We start from the raw sequence: 15,676 nt of genomic DNA on the forward strand, positions 1-15,676 counted from the left end.
GCCGTGTCCAAAGGCGCCCGAGTGCTGTGCGGCGGGCGCATCCCACAGGACCGCCCTGTCGGCTGGTTCTACGAACCGACCATCCTCAGTGGCGTCACCAGTGACATGGCGATTCTCCAGGAAGAATGCTTCGGGCCAGTGGCGGCGGTCTGCCGCGTCGCCGATTTCGACGAGGCCATCCGTCGCGCCAACGACTCGCCATTCGGCCTGGGAGCCTCACTGTTTTCCACCAACCTGACCGAATCGATGGAAGCGGCCGAGCGCCTTGAAGCGGGCATGGTATGGATCAACAACCCCCTGGTGGACAACGACGCCCTGCCATTGAGCGGCTGGAAAATGTCGGGAATCGGCAGCGAACTGGGCCGTCAGGGACTGGACGCGTTTCGCCGTTCGAAGATGGTGATCATCGATCACAAACCACGGATTCAGAACTGGTGGTACCCCTATCCCGACAGCGTGTTCCATGACGCCCAGAGCGAGCTGGAGAACTGGGACAAGGCATAGCCAACGCGGCAAGGCCCGCCTCCTCCCCGCACAACGCCCCCCCTGGGAGCCTTAATCGCCCTGGCCACACAGCCTTGCGACGCCCCTCAGCCCAGAGGGGCGCAGCGCTCAATCTTCCCGGCCGACAGGATTCACCGAGGAGCGCAGCCAGCGCCCTCAACAGGCCACGCAAAAATAGTCAGATTTCAGGGGTTTACAGAACCCCGCCAATCGCTATAATCGTCGCCCTAACACGCCGGTATAGCTCAGTTGGTAGAGCAACTGACTTGTAATCAGTAGGTCCCGGGTTCGACTCCTGGTGCCGGCACCATACAAAACAAGGCCTCGCAGCAATGCGGGGCCTTGTTGTTTCTGCCGAACGTACAAATAGACGTACATTGTTTCTATGCCTTGGCTCCCGGCCCAAGGCTGCAGCTCGTCAGAAAGTGTCCACAAATGTCCACGCGACAACTCACTGGCACGCCTGCAGGCAGGTCTATTTTCGGATCAGTTCTCGCACGTACCCCTGACACGCCTGCAGCGCGATCAGTCCCTGGTCACCGTCTCCGGCGATGGCGACAATTCGTTGAGCAGCCGCTGGGTCAAGTTCGGCTCGCGCTCCTCCATGAACCACGCCGCAGGTGCCGGCGGTGGCTGGCACCCCACCGCTACCACCCGAGGCGGTGGCGTTGAGTAGGACTGACAGCCGGACATCAGCAGTAGCCAGCCACGGCGGCCCGCTTCGCAAAACCAGCCTGGACACGGCCTGGCAACGCTTCATGACCCTGGCACTCGCCAGAACAGCGGTTTGCCCTGCATGACCTGAAAAGGCGCGGTATCACCGACACCGTAGGTAACCGAGCGGACAAGCAAGAGGCCAGCGGCCACCGTGACCCCAAGATGATGGATGTCTACGACCTTAGCATCCCCACAGTCTCCCCTTCTGCAGACTGAGAAAATCCCACGTAACACCGTGCACAGCCTCTATGCCTGGGTTAAGCGTTAAACCAAGCCCCAGGAACAGCGCATTAAGGAAGATGATCAGAGCGCTGAGGTCCGTCGTCTACGTGCCGAGCTGAAACGGGTGACGAAGGAGCGAGACATCTTAAAAAGGCCGCCGCGTACTTTGCCAAGGAGTACGGCTGAAGTACGCCTTTATTAAGCAGCAAGCGGGTCATTACGCGATTCGACGGCTTTGCCTGACGCTCAAGGTTCATCCCAGCGGCTACTACGCGTGGCTATCAGAACCAAAGTCTGCGCGAGCCAAGGACGATCAGCGACTGCTTGGATTGATCAAACACTCCTGGCTGGAAAGCGGTGGTGTTTATGGCTATCGCAAGATCCTTGATGACCTGCGAGAGATTGGAGAGAGCTGTGGCCGTCACCGGGTGGCTAGGTTGATGCGCCTTGAAGGTTTACGCTCTCAGACTGGGTATCGACGGAGACAGTGAAAATATGGCGGTAAGCCGTTGCCCCACCGAACTTACTGAAGCGCCAATTCGATGTCAGAGAACCCAACAAAGTCTGGGTCACAGACATTACCTACATCCGAACATATGAAGGCTGGCTGTATTTGGCAGTGGTGCTCGATCTGTTTTCACGCCAGATCATTGGTTGGTCAATGAAGTCGCAGATGACCAGCGACGTAACCATTGATGCACTGCTGATGGCGGTTCGGAGACGTAAGCCGAAGCAAGAGGCGATGATCCACTCGGATCAAGACAGTCAGTACAGCAGCTCAGGCTGGCGAAGCTTCTTGAGAGCTAACAACCTGGTAGCCAGCATGAGTCGTCGTGTCTAGAAAACCCGGGGTGATTCATTACGTATAAATCAAAGATATTTCATGATGAAAGTAAGGCTAGTATTTGCAGAGCCTGCGTTAATCTTCTCTCCCGCAACCCTTACATACGAAGCATTCATTGGAATTTTGAAACCACCTCCATTATTGCTGCCAGAAAACTTGTTATATACATCAAGCTTCAATGGAACACCACGCGAATCCTTTATTTGAAGCGACACCCCCTTTGCAGTAGAGCCACTATCCAAAGAGACAATACCCTGCACATTATCGACAACCTTTGTATTGGCCTTTAGTAAATATTCCACCCGCGTAACTGAAGATGGGCAGTCAATAAGGCCTATATCAAACGGGACATTTATCGACCCCTCCGTCGACTTCTCAATATCTGATATTTGATACTCTCCCATATTTACGCTAACGCTTGGCGTTTTACATGACGCCGCGCTAATTGTAATTGGACTTAGCAATGTGATTGTCGCGATCTGAAAGCCATCGGTCGTGACCCAAGTACCAAGCAGCCCTGCAGGAATAGTAAAGCTTTCGTTTATATCACCCTCTTTTTTAATACGTAACTCAAAGCTATTTGTGAATCCAAAGTCTGAACCCATCCCATGCGTATAGTTATTACCAGGTGCACTTACAGACTGCATAGGAAAATAATTTAACATATTTAGGGACCATGAAAAGTTGCTGGATTTAAACGGGAACGTCCCGCCAGTGGCCGGCTGGTCACTAACGGCCGAGTTTACTTTAATACCCGAAGGGGTACGAGGTTCGCAGTCAACTACAATTTTCTGATAATAACTCGTAAAAGTAGCTGTATAAACCTCCCCATCTGCAATATCCTGAGGAAGGCTTAGACCTCTTCCGTCATATGTGAAATTACGAATTTTCTTAAAAGGATCGTTGCTACCCCATTTACACGCTGCATGAGCGCCCTCTACCCAGCAGAGCAGAAAAGAGGAAACTACGAAAAATCGAAACAGACTAAATAAACTCAATGTCGCCACCAACAAAAAAAATTTTTATGAATGCTATATTGAGAAACTCAATGCAGAAATAAGATATTTCTTATTTGTTCCGTTTTGGTGGTGTGACGCAACGCTAGATTTCCAATGAGGGTTTGGGCACGTAACAAGTCAAATTCAAGCTCCATAGACGAGCGGATTCAGACTAGACCACACGTAACAAGAAAATCAGCAATTCTTTGATTTTATTGAAAAAAGCGACTGACTTGTAATCAGTAGGTCCCGGGTTCGACTCCTAGTGCCGGCACCATACAAAACAAAGCCCCTGCAAAAATGCAGGGGCTTTGTTGTTTCTGGAGCCAGGGTAATTTCATAGACGCCCACTCGAGTTATCCACAGCCGTAGAAAAGATAGAACAACGGCTGTCGTCGACCGCAATTCAGGCAGCCAGCATCTTCAGGGCGCAGCCACACTGTTGTGGCTCTCCGAAAGTGACTCAACATGGCAATGTGCGCCTTGCCCCCTGATACCACTCAGCATCCACCTGGCCTTGTCCTTTCTAAAAGAACTCCCTCTGCGCGCGCTGCGGTGCGAAGGGCGAAACCATTATGTTCGCCGCGCTGTAGTTAAAACGGACTTCGGCAAAAGTTTTGCGCTAGTGTTTCCCAGCAGGCCAGGAGGGTTTTGACGTGCATGACTTTTAAAAAGGGGCGAACGCTTATGACGAATGCTACGCCATCCATCAAACTCAGTACTCTTCGGCAAATTGCCCCCTACCTGAGCATGCGCGGGGTGTCGCCACTGGAGTTCTTCCGGCGCTACGGTATTTCCCCGCATGTCTTTCAATACGCTGATGCCTGGGTGCCGCGAGCGACCTGCTTTCATATTGCCAACGAAATGGCCGCCATCGCCCAGGACCCCTTCGGCGGGGCAACGGTGGGGCACCTGATCGAAGTACGCTCACTCGGTGCCTGGGGCGAGCTGATATTGGGTTCGACCAACCTCGCTCAAGCTTGTGCGGTAGCGTCGATCCATACGGACTTACTGCATCAGGGTGGAGAGGTAAAAATCATCACCGAAGGCCGTACGACGAAACTGATCCACCGATTTACCGGGCAGCATGGGGCGGATCCGAAGCAGGTCATTCTCGGCACGCTGGCGCTGCTCAGAAAAGTACCGCTCATGTCCGGTGAGCCTGGCGCCATACGCGTGCATCTGCAAAACCCAAGGGAAAGAGGAGATGAGGCGCTGGAGGAGTACCTGGGGGCCCATCTGGAAATGAACGCGCAGCACAACATGATCGAATTCGACCGTGAGCTGCTCGACACCCCCCTGCAACCCGGCCGGGACGATGCCTGGAAAGTCACCGAAGCCTTGAGGTCGACAGTGGCAGCCGCCGGCGTGCTCAGCGAGCGGATAGCGGACCAGGATCAATCCAAACTTGGCGTGATCTCAAGGAACATGGGGCTGTCTTCTCGAACATTGCAGCGGCGTCTTAAATCCTGCGGTATCGACTTCGAAGACTTGCGTGACGAGACCCGCCGCAGTGAAGCACTGCAACTCATTGCCAGCGGTAGATACACCGCGACCGAAATTGCCTACATGGTGGGCTACAGCGATCAAGCGCACTTCACCCGTGCCTTCAAGCGGTGGACCGGGAGTTCACCGTCGCGCTATCGCGCCATCTTGAAACACGATCGCTAACTGACTTTTCTTCCTCCCTCGCCCCTCTTGCGCCCATGTAACTGGCTGACTTCCAAGTCCGTCTTCGCGGCACGCGCTCGCTTGGCTTTTGGCACCAAATGGCAAGTTTCCAGCAGGGTGTTCTTATAAAGTTTGAACAGCTGATGCCCACTTAAAAGCTCATGAGGTTTAAATGTCCTGTTCATCCACGGCCTGCATTGTCGCTCTGACATTGGCAACTTTCGGCAGCGTTAATGCTCAGCCGTCCGCTGATACGACGCTCTTGGTGGGTGTCGACAATTTTATCCGTGCCGAGTCCGACCTCTACATGGGCAAGACCGTCGCGGATGGCGGCCTGGGTCGGTTTGTCCATAACCGCGAACCGGTCCCCATCGACGCTCAGAATGTCATTCGCATGAATCGCGACACGCTGTATTCGTCGGCCGTGTTCGATCTCGATGCCGGCCCGGTCACCATCACATTGCCTGAAGCCGGCGGGCGGTTCATGTCGATGCAAGTGGTCAATGAAGACCACTACGTACCCGCGGTCATTTACGGTGCCGGCGACCATACGCTGACGAAAGAGGTGATCGGTACCCGCTATGTCTTCGTCGCCGTCCGCCTGTTCTTCGATCCCACGGAGCGCAAAGACCTTGAGCAGGTACATGTGCTGCAGGACGCAATCGGGGTCAGCCAGGCCAAGGTCGGGGAATTCGTGGTACCCAAGTGGGATCAGGCCAGCCAGAAACAGATGCGTGATGCCCTGGCTGTCCTGGGTTCGACAATACCCGACTACAACCAGTCCTTTGGCCCCAAGGGCAGGGTCAATCCGATCCATCACCTGATCGGAACTGCGACCGGCTGGGGCGGAAATCCCAGCAAGGACGCCATCTACCTCGGCGGCGTGATACCGCGCAACGATGGAAAAACCGTTTACCGTCTCAAGGTCGGGCAGGTGCCGGTCAACAGTTTCTGGTCCGTGAGTGTTTATAACGCCGACGGGTACTTCCAGAAAAACCCGTATGACGTCTATTCACTGAATAACCTCACGGCCAAAAAAAGTGATGACGGCTCGATTGTCATCCAGTTCGGGGCTTGCGACGCCAAGATCGTCAATTGCCTGCCGACTACGCCCGGTTGGAACTATACGGTCAGGCTCTATCGGCCAAGCAACGAAATACTCAATGGCCAGTGGAGTTTTCCCCAGCCGCAGCCCATCGGGCTCTAGCCAAGGCCTCCACTAAGAAGTGCTGAAACTTGCAAGTAAGCGCAAACGCCGCCACGCCCGATAGTGCCAATCAAGTCGGGGGGCAGCTCTGCCTTGAAGAGTTCTACAGCAAAGGAAATAAACAATGACAACCCAAGGTGCTTATCACTTCTTGCTGCATCAACTGCTGCTCATTAGCGCCTTGGCCACGGTATTGCCGGCACGGTCGGACGATGCAAACGGCACTGCGTCCGTGACGGTAGGCGGCGGATTGGCCGTTGGTCCCTTGTACGAAGGTTCCTCGCGGTACGCCGCTTTCCCTTCGCTGCAACTCAAGGCGGTCTTGCCTACCCAAGACTGGGGCACTTTTACCGCGGCCTTCCCAGAGGGGCTGCGTTGGGACTTGCCGGGGCTGTCGCCTTTCGGGGTGGCGCTGTTGATTGGCTATGACCAGGGGCGCAAGGAGCGAATTCATACCCTGGACGGCCGTGACGACTACTTGAAGGGCATGGGCAACCTGGACAGCACCGCCCTGGTGGGAGCGGAAGCCTACTGGATCCTGCCGGCCGGGCGCCTGTTCGTGCGCGGCCTGCAATCGACCCAGGACCGCAACTACGGTGGCGAAAGCCTGGGCCGTACCGCGTACCTGGAGGCCGGGGTTGCCACGGACTATGCATTGTCATCGACCTTGACCCTGGACTCGACGCTGTACGGCACCTGGAGCAATGAGAACGACATGATGGCGCGCTTTGGCGTCACCGCTCAGCAAGCGGCACGGACCCGGTTCGATGAATACCACCCAGGCGGCGGAATGCGCGACGTGACCCTGAAACTGGGCCTCACCTGGCAATGGCAGCCACAGTTGGCACTGGAAGGCGGCATCAAGACCTACGCCCTGGTCGCCGACGCCCGGGACAGCCCGCTGACGGGCGAGAAGGTGGGTGCAGGCGCCTATCTGAACGCGCTTTACCGGTTCTGATCGACCGCTCATACCGACGCCATTCGATACAGGAACAGATCAGGGAGTAATCGATGAAAAAACTACATAAGCAGTGGGCGACAGCCCTGTCCCTGGCCGGCCTGTTCGGCACTGGGCTGGCGCTCGCCGAAGATGCCGCCCCCCCGATCACGGACCCTCATTTCAAACTGGCTCCAGGCTACCTAGCCCCGGCTGACTTGCCGTTACGCCTGGCGCTGCTCGGCGCACCGCCCAAGCCTGACTCCGCAGCCCTAGCGCGGGATGAAGAAGCCCGGCGTGCGGCGCTGGCGCTGCGCGGCAGCGCCCGGGAGAAGCTCGCGGCAACGGATGCGGAACTGTCGTTCCCAGGCCCGGCGAAAGCATTCTCCTGCGCACTGGGCACACCCATCACCGAGAAAAACACACCGCATCTTTATACCTTGATGCAACGCACCCTGAGCGATGCGGGCGGCTCCACCTATGCCGGGAAGAACGCCTACAACCGTACCCGTCCCTTCGTAGTGCATGACGAAGGGACGTGCCGCAAGGACATGGAGCCGCTGTTGCTCACGGACGGTTCCTGGCCGTCCGGCCACTCTGCCGCCGGCTGGGCCTGGGGCTTGGTTCTCGCCGAGATTCAGCCTGAGCGTGCCACCGAACTGATGACCCGCGGGTTGGCATACGGCCAGAGCCGGGTCATCTGCGATGCGCACTGGCAGAGCGACGTGGATGCAGGCCGCATCATGGGCGCCGCCACGGTGGCGAGCCTGCATGGCAATCCGGAGTTCCTGGCGGATTTGGCGGCCGCAAAAGAGGAGGTCAAGGCAGCCCAGAAGGCCGGTCTGAAGCCGGCAGAGGACTGTGCGGCAGAGCGCGTCGCGCTCTCGCTGACCCAGCACTGATCGGAGAAACCCCATGATGCACCGCGACAACCTTCGCTCGCCTTTGCCGCGCAAGCGCGCCCGCTTGGCACTGCTGGTCGGCGCCTTCGCCACAGCCGGCTGCAGCCTGCCGACTGTGGCCATGGCGGCGGACGGCGATGACTGGCACTTCAACGGCGGGCCCTACGTATGGGGCGCCGGTATCCGCGGACACGTGGGCCACCGCAGCACCGGGACCCAGTTTATAAAGTCCGACTTCTCGGACATCGCACGCACTGTCGATATGTCGGTGATGCTGATGGGCGAGGCGCGGCGCGGGCCCTACAGCGTGCTCACCGACCTGATGTACATCGACACCGATACCCGCAACCGGCTGCCAGCGGGCGCCCCGGCGTCCAAGCTCGAGGTGGAAGGCAAGACGGCTTCCGGATTCCTGGGAGGCGGGTACACCGTCCTGGGTGATGAAAATCATCGGCTGGACGTCGCCGGTGGAGTGCGTGTCTGGTACAGCAGCACCACCATCAGCCTGCATGGCGGGCCTGCTGGCGGCCTGTCCGGATCCGACCGGGCTACCTGGGCGGATGCCATGGCCGGGCTGCGTGGGCACTATGCGGTGAATGAGCGATTCTGGTTGTCGTCCTGGGGGATGGCGGGCGCGGGACAGTCTCGGGAGGACTGGGATCTGGCCGCGCTGGCGGGCTGGGAGTTCTTGCCCGGCTTTTCTGCGGTGCTCGGTTACCGCGCCATGGGGGTGAACTATCGCCATGACGGTTTCGTCTACGACATTGTCCAGAAGGGGCCACTGCTGGGTATCAGCGGGCGCTTCTGAAGCCTTCACGGTAAAACACCCACTCCGTTCAGGAGCTGTCACTGCCCCAAACAGACGCTCTTCATGATCAAATAGCCGCCGATTCCAGTGACACACAGGCTGAACATGAAGCGCATCGTCCTATCGATCCTGGCCCTGCTGGTCGGTTCCACGCTCCTCACCTCCCCCGCCCTGGCCGGCGATGCCGAAGCCGGTGGCAAGCTGTTCAAGCGCTTGTGCAGCGGCTGCCACAATATCGGGCCTTCGGTGCGCAGTTCGTTCGGGCCGCAGCTCAACGGCATCATCGACCGCCCGGCAGGCAGTGCCCAGGACTACCAGTATTCGACGGCGATGAAGTCGTCGGGCATCGTCTGGACCCGGGACAAACTCATCCAGTACCTGGAAGACCCAAAGGCCGTGGTGCCCGGTACCCGGATGATTTTCTGGGGGCTGAGCGATGAAGAAAAAATCGATAATCTGTTGGCCTATCTGCAGACCTTTCCCTCCCCCTGATCCAAGCTCGTTTGCCTACAAGGATGTTTTGATGAAGTTTCCTCTGCTGTCGCTTGCCGCCACGGGCCTGGCCCTGGCGGCGTTCATGCCCCAACTGCAGGCTGCCGGTTTCGACTGCGCCAAGGCCTCGACCCGGGTGGAGAAAACCGTCTGCGACACGCCGACCCTGTCCGCCAAGGACGATGAACTGAACCGCCGCTACAAGGCGCTCAAGCACCTGCAGGTGTTTCGCCTGTTGCAAGCCCAGTGGCTGCGAGAGGTACGCGACACCTGTATCGACAGCGACTGCCTGGAGGCGGCCTACCGGGCCCAGGTGAAGATGCTCACGCTGTTGCCGCTTCCTCCGGCACCCGGCAAGGGCGAGCTGCTGCCGATGGACCCCACCCGGCAGTACCGCCTGCAGGACCCTGAAGACTGGCAGCGCTTCACCCTGGCCAGGTTCACCGCCGCTCCTGCCCAGGGCGATCAGCAGATCGTCGACGCCCAGGTGCTGGATGGCGTGCTGCATGTGGTGCTGTTCGTCGGTCAGTACCAGAAAGGGCGGGAAGGCTATGTCGGCACCCTCTACGAATACGCCGATGACCAGCCCGGCCTGCATCCCATCGCCCGGGATATCGGCTTTGTCGGCTGGGCCTCTCCGGGGGCCAACGATCAGGGCCAGCGCTTCGCCGGCATCGTCGACGGCGTGCTCTATTACCGCCAGCGCAGCGGCGGCGAGCTGCAGCAAGGCATGAGCTATCGCCTGGGCTCGCGCAGTGCTCCCGAAGCCAGCCAGCAGCTGTTCCAGTCGCTCTCCAACACCCTGCGCCATGCCCGAGCGCGGGTCGGCCAGGATCTCAATCAGGAGAACTACAGCCTGTCCCTGGACTACGACCAGCAGAGCAACAACACCTACACCGAGAACGTCACCGAGCACAATGACGTCGAGGCCGGCTGGAGCATCGTCAATCCCACCTGGAGCGAAACCCGCCCGGTGATGTACTTCGACAACGAAGGGCCGCGGGCCTGTATCTGGCGGGTCGACGTGCAGTACAAGGTGCTGTCCAAGATCGTCCCCGAGCATGAGGCGATTTCAGCCCGTCCTGTGGATATCCATGGCCGTGAGGCGGTGGTGTACCTGGAAGGCGATCAGTTGAAATTCGCGATCAATCCGGATGACTGAAGGGCACGCTTCCTGAACAAAAAGGCTCGCCATCCGGCGAGCCTTTTTCATTGCGCCGGCAAAGCTCTGCTCAGGGCAGGCTGATCTTGTATTCGGCCAGCTTGGCCTGATGCTGCGGTTCGACGTACTTCGGGTTCACCCGCTTGGCGAACTGGGTAAAGTCGGCGCGAGCATCGTCGGTCAGGCCCAGTTTGTCGTAGGCCAAACCCCGGTGGTAGAAGGCCCAGGCATAGTCCGGCTGCTTCTGCAGGCCGGCGCTGTAGGCTTCGGCCGCCTCGCGGTATTGGCCCAGGTCGTAGAGGGTCTGGCCCAAGTGGTAGTAGGTCGGCATGTTGAAGCCGGTGCCCTTGCCCGCCTCGCCCAGGTTGGCGTCGAGGTTGGATTGCACCAGTTCCAGGGCCTTTTGCGGGTTGCCCGACTCACGATAAAGACGGCTCAGGTCCAGCACCGCACGGGCATCGGGCTTGGGCCCCAGTTCGATGGATTTTTCTTTGGCGCTGATGGCTTCCGGATAACGCTTGAAGCTGGCGTAGGCATCGGACTGCAACCAGTACACCAGGCTCTGCATAGGCCTGGACAGCTGGTTTTTCGACAGGCACAGATCGGCCTCTTGCAGCACCACATCGAACTTCTCGGCCTTGGAGGCCTGGCCCACCAGGCGGCAATGGGCGTAGTTGATCTGGTCCTGGCTCTGCAGGCTGGCGCAGCCGGTGGCAGCGAGGATGCACAGCAGCAGGATCGATCCGCGAACAGACAGTGAAGGCATGTTTTTCAATCCAGCAGGTGAGCGTTGAGGTCAGGGCGATAGACCTGCAGCAGCGGCGCGGTGACCGTGCCCTGCAGGCTGCAGAAGATCGTGGTGCGCCCGGAGATCGGGGCGCTGGTGGTGCCTGTGTCGATGCTCAATATACGCTCGACGAAACCGAACGGCGTGGCCACGCCACCTCCCGCCAGGCCTTCGGTACGCCACTGGTCGATCGGATCGCCGACACGGCGGATCTCCACCCGGGTCATGGCGCTGCGATCGGCTTTCAGGCGGCTGTTGTCCCGCAACAACGGCTTGAGCGCCGCGGCTACATCCTGGGGTTCGCCCTCGGCGACAAAGCCCCAGAACAGCAGATTGCCCACCGACTTCAGCGACTGGGCCTCGTTGTAGTAACCCACCAAGCGCACCCCGTTGACCAGCAGCGGCTGTTCGAAGGCCTGGTAGCGACCGCCTTCCTGCAAGGGGTTCACGACCTTGGGCGCACTCACCGCACCGTATCGGGCCAGGCTCAGGGTGCCCGCCGGTAGCCGGGCCGTGTTCAGGCTCTGGAAGAATTGCCCATCGCAGCGGGAGAACTCGCTCAGCAACTGCTCGGACGCAGTCGCTTGCTGGCCGTGGGCGATGCTGGCGACGCTCAGCAGGCACAGGCCGGATAGCAGGGTACGGAACATCGAAATCATCCGTGACGCAAAAGAGGGAGTGGAACTTTAACAAAGAAGGGTCAGGCGCGGGGCCGCGCTTTGCCATGCAGCGCAATGCATGGGAGGACGCCCCCGCAGGCGCCCTCCCTTGCCGCCTGTCAGGCGATCAATGGTGCATGGGCGCGGTACCGCCCTGGCCATCGGACAGCTCGATACTGACGTTCTGCATCATGCCCTGGTCCTCATGATCGAGGATGTGGCAGTGCAGGACGAACTCGCCGATGTAACGTTCATACCGAGTGCGCGTGTACAGGGTGTAAGGGCGACCCTCTTTGTCCGGTCCCTTGACGAACAGAGTGTCTTTCCACACGCCCTTGAGCCCGGCGTACTGCTTGTCGGTGGGGTCGCTCTGGTCGATCGCCCCCGGCTCGCTGAGGTCGGTGCCGTCCGGACCGATGATCTTCACCACCTGGAACGGATTGACGTGAATGTGGAACGGGTGGCTGGCATAACCGGAACTCAGCACCCAGGTCTGCGCCGTGCCCAGGGTCAGGTGGCGATTGATGGTTCCAGGCTCATACGGCTTGACGTCGTCCATGCTGGTGCCCACTTCAAACTTGGGGTTCTTCGGGTCTTCCCGGTTGATGAAGAACATCAGCCGCTCCTCGGGCCTGCCCTGCACTTCCCTGTCGCTGATGCTTTCGTGAGGCACGAACTTGGTCAGCCGCAGACCGTTGTTGAGATCAGCGATGATCTGGTTCTGCAGATGGGTCGGCATGTTGCGCCGGGCCGAGTCGATCAGTTGCTGGGTCAGGTAGGCAGTGGTGTCCTTGACCGGGGTGCCGTCCTCCACGTCGACAAACCCGAGAATCTGCCGACCGCTTGCCGCCTGGGACACGCCGCCGTTGGCCGTTTGCGCGGCATCCACCACGCAGTATCGTCCAGCCTGCGGGAAGACCATCAGCAGGTCGTTGCGGTAGCCGGGCTGCAAGGTGACCTGGCTAAGTTTTTGCGCCTGGCCCAGGGTCAGGCCATCGGCAGCGATGACTTGATAGTCCACCGGTTCGCCTACGCATTGCTGACTGACGAAAGCATCGGCAACCGCTGCGGCAACGCCCGCATTGCTCTTTTGCAGGGCGCTGTCGGCGAGCTTGCGAAACTCCAGCTTGATGGTGTCGCGTATGCCCGCATGGACCAGGCGCCAACGTTCGACCTGACCGGTGCGTGCCTTGTCGAAGGTCGGCTGCACCTGGCCATTGATACTGGTGTAGCGCCCCGACTGGCCCCAGCTCTTCGGAGTGAACTGGGCAAAGTCCTCGACCACCCCGACCTCGCCCGGATCGCATTGCCAATCCACGCTCTTGTCGCCCGTTACCGGATCGATCTTGACCCCCTTGCAGGCATAAGGGATCTGCTGCAGCACCAGCAGGCGCTCCTTAAAGTCCTTGCCATCGGCCGACTTGAGCAGGGTATCGATGTCGCCGTTGGCTCGTGCACTCGGGGGGCGATTGCCGTGAATGATCAAGGCACCGGCCATGCCACTGGCGACCTGCAGCGCAGTGGAACCATGCCGATGGGGGTGGTACCAGAAGGTTCCGGCCGGGTGGTCGGCGGGGATGTTGTACTCGTACTGGAAACTGACCCCGGGATTGATCGACAGCAGCACGTTATCGCTATTGCCGGCGGGGCTGACCCACAAACCATGGGAGTGCAGGTTGGTGCTATTGAAGCACTGGGGCTTGTCGGGTTCAGTGGAGTGAGCGTTGCAGGGCTGGTCGCTTCTGGGCTTGAGCCCGTTGTTGAGGGTGATGCGTACGGTGTCGCCCGGCGACACGTCAATGGTCGGAGCCACGAAGGGCGCCGCGGGATTGATAGTCGGGCCCAGGTAGCTGCGCAGCTTCACCCGCACATTGCGCCCGGTGGCCGGATCGAAAATCGAGCTGCTGATGTAGTCGATGTTCAAGACCAGAGCGCGTTCGATAGCGCCCTGGGAGGGTGCTGGAAGAGTGCTCAAGACAGTGGCCTTGGACGACATAAGCAGTGTGGTTTCTCCGGTTTTCTGTTGCGGTGCATGCTGTTCCAGGCTGCCGGGATTCTCGAATATCCGTGCGGCTTCTTCGGCCACTACAGGGTTGATACCGCAAGCCAGTGACAACAGGATTCCTGCGCCCAAGGCGTTGATCGGCTGGGGTCCTTTCATGGTGTTCTCCTGTGCTCCAGGAAGGTTGAGACCGGACGACCCGCAGCAGAGCGGCGGCAGGACGAAACAACATCGGCCAAGCACAGGGATCAGCGTTACGCTGCAACTTCTCCCGCATCCATTGCGGCTGAAACTTCATCCCTGATGGCATAAAGCTAGTGGGAAACGCCCGAAAAGCAACGCGACACGCCAATTCACCGCACATTCGCCCCGACCACGCCCATCCCCCACTCTGGCGGCCTCCTTGCGCTCAGATCGCAGGCACAAAAAAGCCCCGAACCAGTCGGGGCTTTTTCCATTGCGCCACCTGAAGTCAGGCGGTGATCAGGCGTTCATCAGAACACGTTGATCGGGTAGTCGACGAACACACGCAGTTCGTTGCCACCCACGTTGTACTCGGAAGACTTCTGCGAAACCCGCAGTACCGAGCTACGTACTTTCACACTCAGGTCCTTGGCTGGACCGCTCTGTACCACGTACTTCAGCTGGTTGAAGATTTCACGCTCGCTGCCGCCAGTGGTAGTGGAGGTGGTGATGTTGTCGCCACGCACGTACGCCACGTTGTAGGTCAGGCCCGGTACGCCGAAGGCGCCGAAGTCCAGACCGTAGCCCAGCTGCCAGCTGCGCTCGTCTTCAGCGTTGAAGTCGGACCAGTAGGAGTTGGCCAGGTAGATGGTGTTGCCACCGTCACCCACGCGGTTCTGACCACGCTGATAGCCGCCATAGGCGTAACCCAGGTGGCTGTCGCCGGTGCTGCGCTGGTGCGCCAGGGTGAACGAGTGCGGGCCAGTGGCGAAAGTGGCTGCCAGGCTCCAGATCTTGTTGTCTTCGCCGCCGGCCTTGGCCTTCTGCGCGTAGGACTTGTCCAGCTCGGTACGGTAGCCGTTGAAGTCCAGGGTCAGGGACTGATCGGTGGCCAGTGGGAACACGTAGTTCAGGTTCACGTATTGTTTCTTCAGCACGTCTTCGACGTCGGAAGCGTACAGTGCGCCCTTGAACTGTTCGGTGAACTGGTAGCTACCGCCCAATACGTTGATCGACTTCAGACCACCGCTGTCACGGCCTTCGGCGCTCTTGCGCGATTCGGCGGTGAAGTGACCGGCGTTCAGCTCCAGGCCCTTGATCTCCTTGGAGGTGATCAGGGTACCGGTGTAGCTTTCCGGCAGCAGACGCGAGTTGTCGTAGTTCAGCACCGGCAGGGCCGGCATCTGGTCACCGTAGGTCAGCACGGTGTTGGACAGGCGGAACTTGACTGCTGCACCGAACTTGCTCAGGTCATCGGCGGCGTTGCCGCTGTCGCCTTGCTTGAAGAAGTCGATACCGCCAGCGCCGCTGCGGCCCTTGCCACCGTCCAGACGCAGTGCGTACAGGCCGAAGGCGTCAACGCCCACGCCCACGGTGCCCTGGGTGAAACCCGAGGAGAAGGTGCCGATGGCAGCCTGGCCCCACTCGGCCTTGTCCTTGTTACCGTCTTTGTAGTCACGGTTGATGTAGGCGTTGCGCAGCAGCACTTTCAGGCTGCTGTCTTCGACGAAGCCCTTGGCATCGGCCTGGCCGTCGGCCATGGCCTGTGTAGCGCTCAAAATCCCCAGTGCAATCAAGCAG

General features: G+C 59.3%; 13 protein-coding genes, 1 tRNA gene and 3 pseudogenes. 11 read left to right on the top strand and 6 right to left on the bottom strand.

The window, feature by feature from the left end; all coding sequences use genetic code 11:
* Nucleotides 1-504 (top strand): aldehyde dehydrogenase family protein (locus BLX41_RS34575; protein WP_259744471.1); only part of this gene is annotated, 504 nt, incomplete at its 5' end.
* A 234-nt stretch (nt 505-738) separates the two neighbouring features.
* Nucleotides 739-814, top strand: a tRNA-Thr gene (locus BLX41_RS06120).
* 165 nt (nt 815-979) lie between these two features.
* Here BLX41_RS06120 and BLX41_RS34580 read toward each other — a convergent pair.
* Nucleotides 980-1,210 (bottom strand): annotated as a pseudogene (locus BLX41_RS34580) (lysis system spanin subunit); the annotation flags it as partial.
* Here BLX41_RS34580 and BLX41_RS34585 point away from each other — a divergent pair.
* A pseudogene (locus BLX41_RS34585) lies at nt 1,179-1,437 on the top strand (site-specific integrase); the annotation flags it as partial. The pseudogenes BLX41_RS34580 and BLX41_RS34585 overlap by 32 nt on opposite strands.
* A gap of 16 nt (nt 1,438-1,453) precedes the next feature.
* Nucleotides 1,454-2,278, top strand: a pseudogene (locus BLX41_RS06130) (IS3 family transposase); the annotation flags it as partial.
* A 35-nt stretch (nt 2,279-2,313) separates the two neighbouring features.
* Here BLX41_RS06130 and BLX41_RS06135 read toward each other — a convergent pair.
* The gene (locus BLX41_RS06135; RefSeq protein WP_148059690.1) at nt 2,314-3,285 is read right to left on the bottom strand and encodes a fimbrial protein; all 972 of its coding nucleotides are present in this window, start codon (nt 3,283-3,285) and stop codon (nt 2,314-2,316) included.
* A gap of 687 nt (nt 3,286-3,972) precedes the next feature.
* Between BLX41_RS06135 and BLX41_RS06140 the strand changes: the two genes are divergently transcribed.
* From BLX41_RS06140 to BLX41_RS06170, 7 genes are all read left to right on the top strand, one after another.
* The gene (locus BLX41_RS06140) at nt 3,973-4,956 is read left to right on the top strand and encodes a helix-turn-helix domain-containing protein (RefSeq protein ID WP_123724259.1); all 984 of its coding nucleotides are present in this window, start codon (nt 3,973-3,975) and stop codon (nt 4,954-4,956) included.
* A gap of 172 nt (nt 4,957-5,128) precedes the next feature.
* On the top strand, nt 5,129-6,163 hold the full coding sequence (locus tag BLX41_RS06145; RefSeq protein ID WP_123724173.1) for a DUF1214 domain-containing protein: 1,035 nt from the start codon (nt 5,129-5,131) through the stop codon (nt 6,161-6,163).
* Between the two features lie 124 nt (nt 6,164-6,287).
* On the top strand, nt 6,288-7,121 hold the full coding sequence (locus tag BLX41_RS06150) for a MipA/OmpV family protein (RefSeq protein WP_123724174.1): 834 nt from the start codon (nt 6,288-6,290) through the stop codon (nt 7,119-7,121).
* A gap of 53 nt (nt 7,122-7,174) precedes the next feature.
* Nucleotides 7,175-8,002, top strand: coding sequence for an acid phosphatase (locus tag BLX41_RS06155; RefSeq protein ID WP_123724175.1), 828 nt, complete (start codon nt 7,175-7,177; stop codon nt 8,000-8,002).
* 13 nt (nt 8,003-8,015) lie between these two features.
* Nucleotides 8,016-8,810 (top strand): hypothetical protein, encoded by a 795-nt coding sequence (locus tag BLX41_RS06160; protein ID WP_123724176.1) that lies wholly within the window; start codon nt 8,016-8,018, stop codon nt 8,808-8,810.
* 105 nt (nt 8,811-8,915) lie between these two features.
* Nucleotides 8,916-9,302, top strand: a complete 387-nt coding sequence (locus BLX41_RS06165) for a c-type cytochrome (RefSeq protein ID WP_123724177.1) — start codon at nt 8,916-8,918, stop codon at nt 9,300-9,302.
* A 31-nt stretch (nt 9,303-9,333) separates the two neighbouring features.
* Nucleotides 9,334-10,464 (top strand): lysozyme inhibitor LprI family protein, encoded by a 1,131-nt coding sequence (locus BLX41_RS06170; protein ID WP_123724178.1) that lies wholly within the window; start codon nt 9,334-9,336, stop codon nt 10,462-10,464.
* A gap of 70 nt (nt 10,465-10,534) precedes the next feature.
* On the opposite strand, the gene BLX41_RS06175 is transcribed toward BLX41_RS06170, so the two are convergent.
* From BLX41_RS06175 to BLX41_RS06190, 4 genes are all read right to left on the bottom strand, one after another.
* Complete coding sequence (locus BLX41_RS06175; RefSeq protein ID WP_123724179.1) at nt 10,535-11,230, bottom strand: tetratricopeptide repeat protein; 696 nt, start codon at nt 11,228-11,230, stop codon at nt 10,535-10,537.
* Between the two features lie 5 nt (nt 11,231-11,235).
* The gene (locus BLX41_RS06180) at nt 11,236-11,901 is read right to left on the bottom strand and encodes a hypothetical protein (protein ID WP_259744472.1); all 666 of its coding nucleotides are present in this window, start codon (nt 11,899-11,901) and stop codon (nt 11,236-11,238) included.
* A gap of 136 nt (nt 11,902-12,037) precedes the next feature.
* Nucleotides 12,038-14,071 carry a multicopper oxidase family protein gene (locus BLX41_RS06185; protein WP_123724181.1) on the bottom strand — a complete coding sequence of 678 codons (2,034 nt, stop codon included), beginning with the start codon at nt 14,069-14,071 and terminating at the stop codon, nt 12,038-12,040.
* 335 nt (nt 14,072-14,406) lie between these two features.
* The gene (locus BLX41_RS06190; RefSeq protein WP_259744490.1) at nt 14,407-15,672 is read right to left on the bottom strand and encodes an OprD family porin; all 1,266 of its coding nucleotides are present in this window, start codon (nt 15,670-15,672) and stop codon (nt 14,407-14,409) included.
* Between the last annotated feature and the right edge of the window lie 4 nt (nt 15,673-15,676).

It is taken from the genome of Pseudomonas protegens (assembly GCF_003732485.1).
Classification (GTDB): Bacteria; Pseudomonadota; Gammaproteobacteria; order Pseudomonadales; family Pseudomonadaceae; genus Aquipseudomonas; species Aquipseudomonas protegens_B.

What these genes read in the sequence shown, in the direction of transcription:
- BLX41_RS06170 (WP_123724178.1), top strand. Translation starts at nt 9,334, where the DNA reads ATGAAGTTTCCTCTGCTGTCGCTTGCCGCCACGGGCCTGGCCCTGGCG.
- BLX41_RS06180 (WP_259744472.1), bottom strand. Translation starts at nt 11,901, where the DNA reads ATGTTCCGTACCCTGCTATCCGGCCTGTGCCTGCTGAGCGTCGCCAGC.
- BLX41_RS06175 (WP_123724179.1), bottom strand. Translation starts at nt 11,230, where the DNA reads ATGCCTTCACTGTCTGTTCGCGGATCGATCCTGCTGCTGTGCATCCTC.
- BLX41_RS06185 (WP_123724181.1), bottom strand. Translation starts at nt 14,071, where the DNA reads ATGAAAGGACCCCAGCCGATCAACGCCTTGGGCGCAGGAATCCTGTTG.
- BLX41_RS06160 (WP_123724176.1), top strand. Translation starts at nt 8,016, where the DNA reads ATGATGCACCGCGACAACCTTCGCTCGCCTTTGCCGCGCAAGCGCGCC.
- BLX41_RS06150 (WP_123724174.1), top strand. Translation starts at nt 6,288, where the DNA reads ATGACAACCCAAGGTGCTTATCACTTCTTGCTGCATCAACTGCTGCTC.
- BLX41_RS06165 (WP_123724177.1), top strand. Translation starts at nt 8,916, where the DNA reads ATGAAGCGCATCGTCCTATCGATCCTGGCCCTGCTGGTCGGTTCCACG.
- BLX41_RS06140 (WP_123724259.1), top strand. Translation starts at nt 3,973, where the DNA reads ATGACGAATGCTACGCCATCCATCAAACTCAGTACTCTTCGGCAAATT.
- BLX41_RS06155 (WP_123724175.1), top strand. Translation starts at nt 7,175, where the DNA reads ATGAAAAAACTACATAAGCAGTGGGCGACAGCCCTGTCCCTGGCCGGC.
- BLX41_RS06145 (WP_123724173.1), top strand. Translation starts at nt 5,129, where the DNA reads ATGTCCTGTTCATCCACGGCCTGCATTGTCGCTCTGACATTGGCAACT.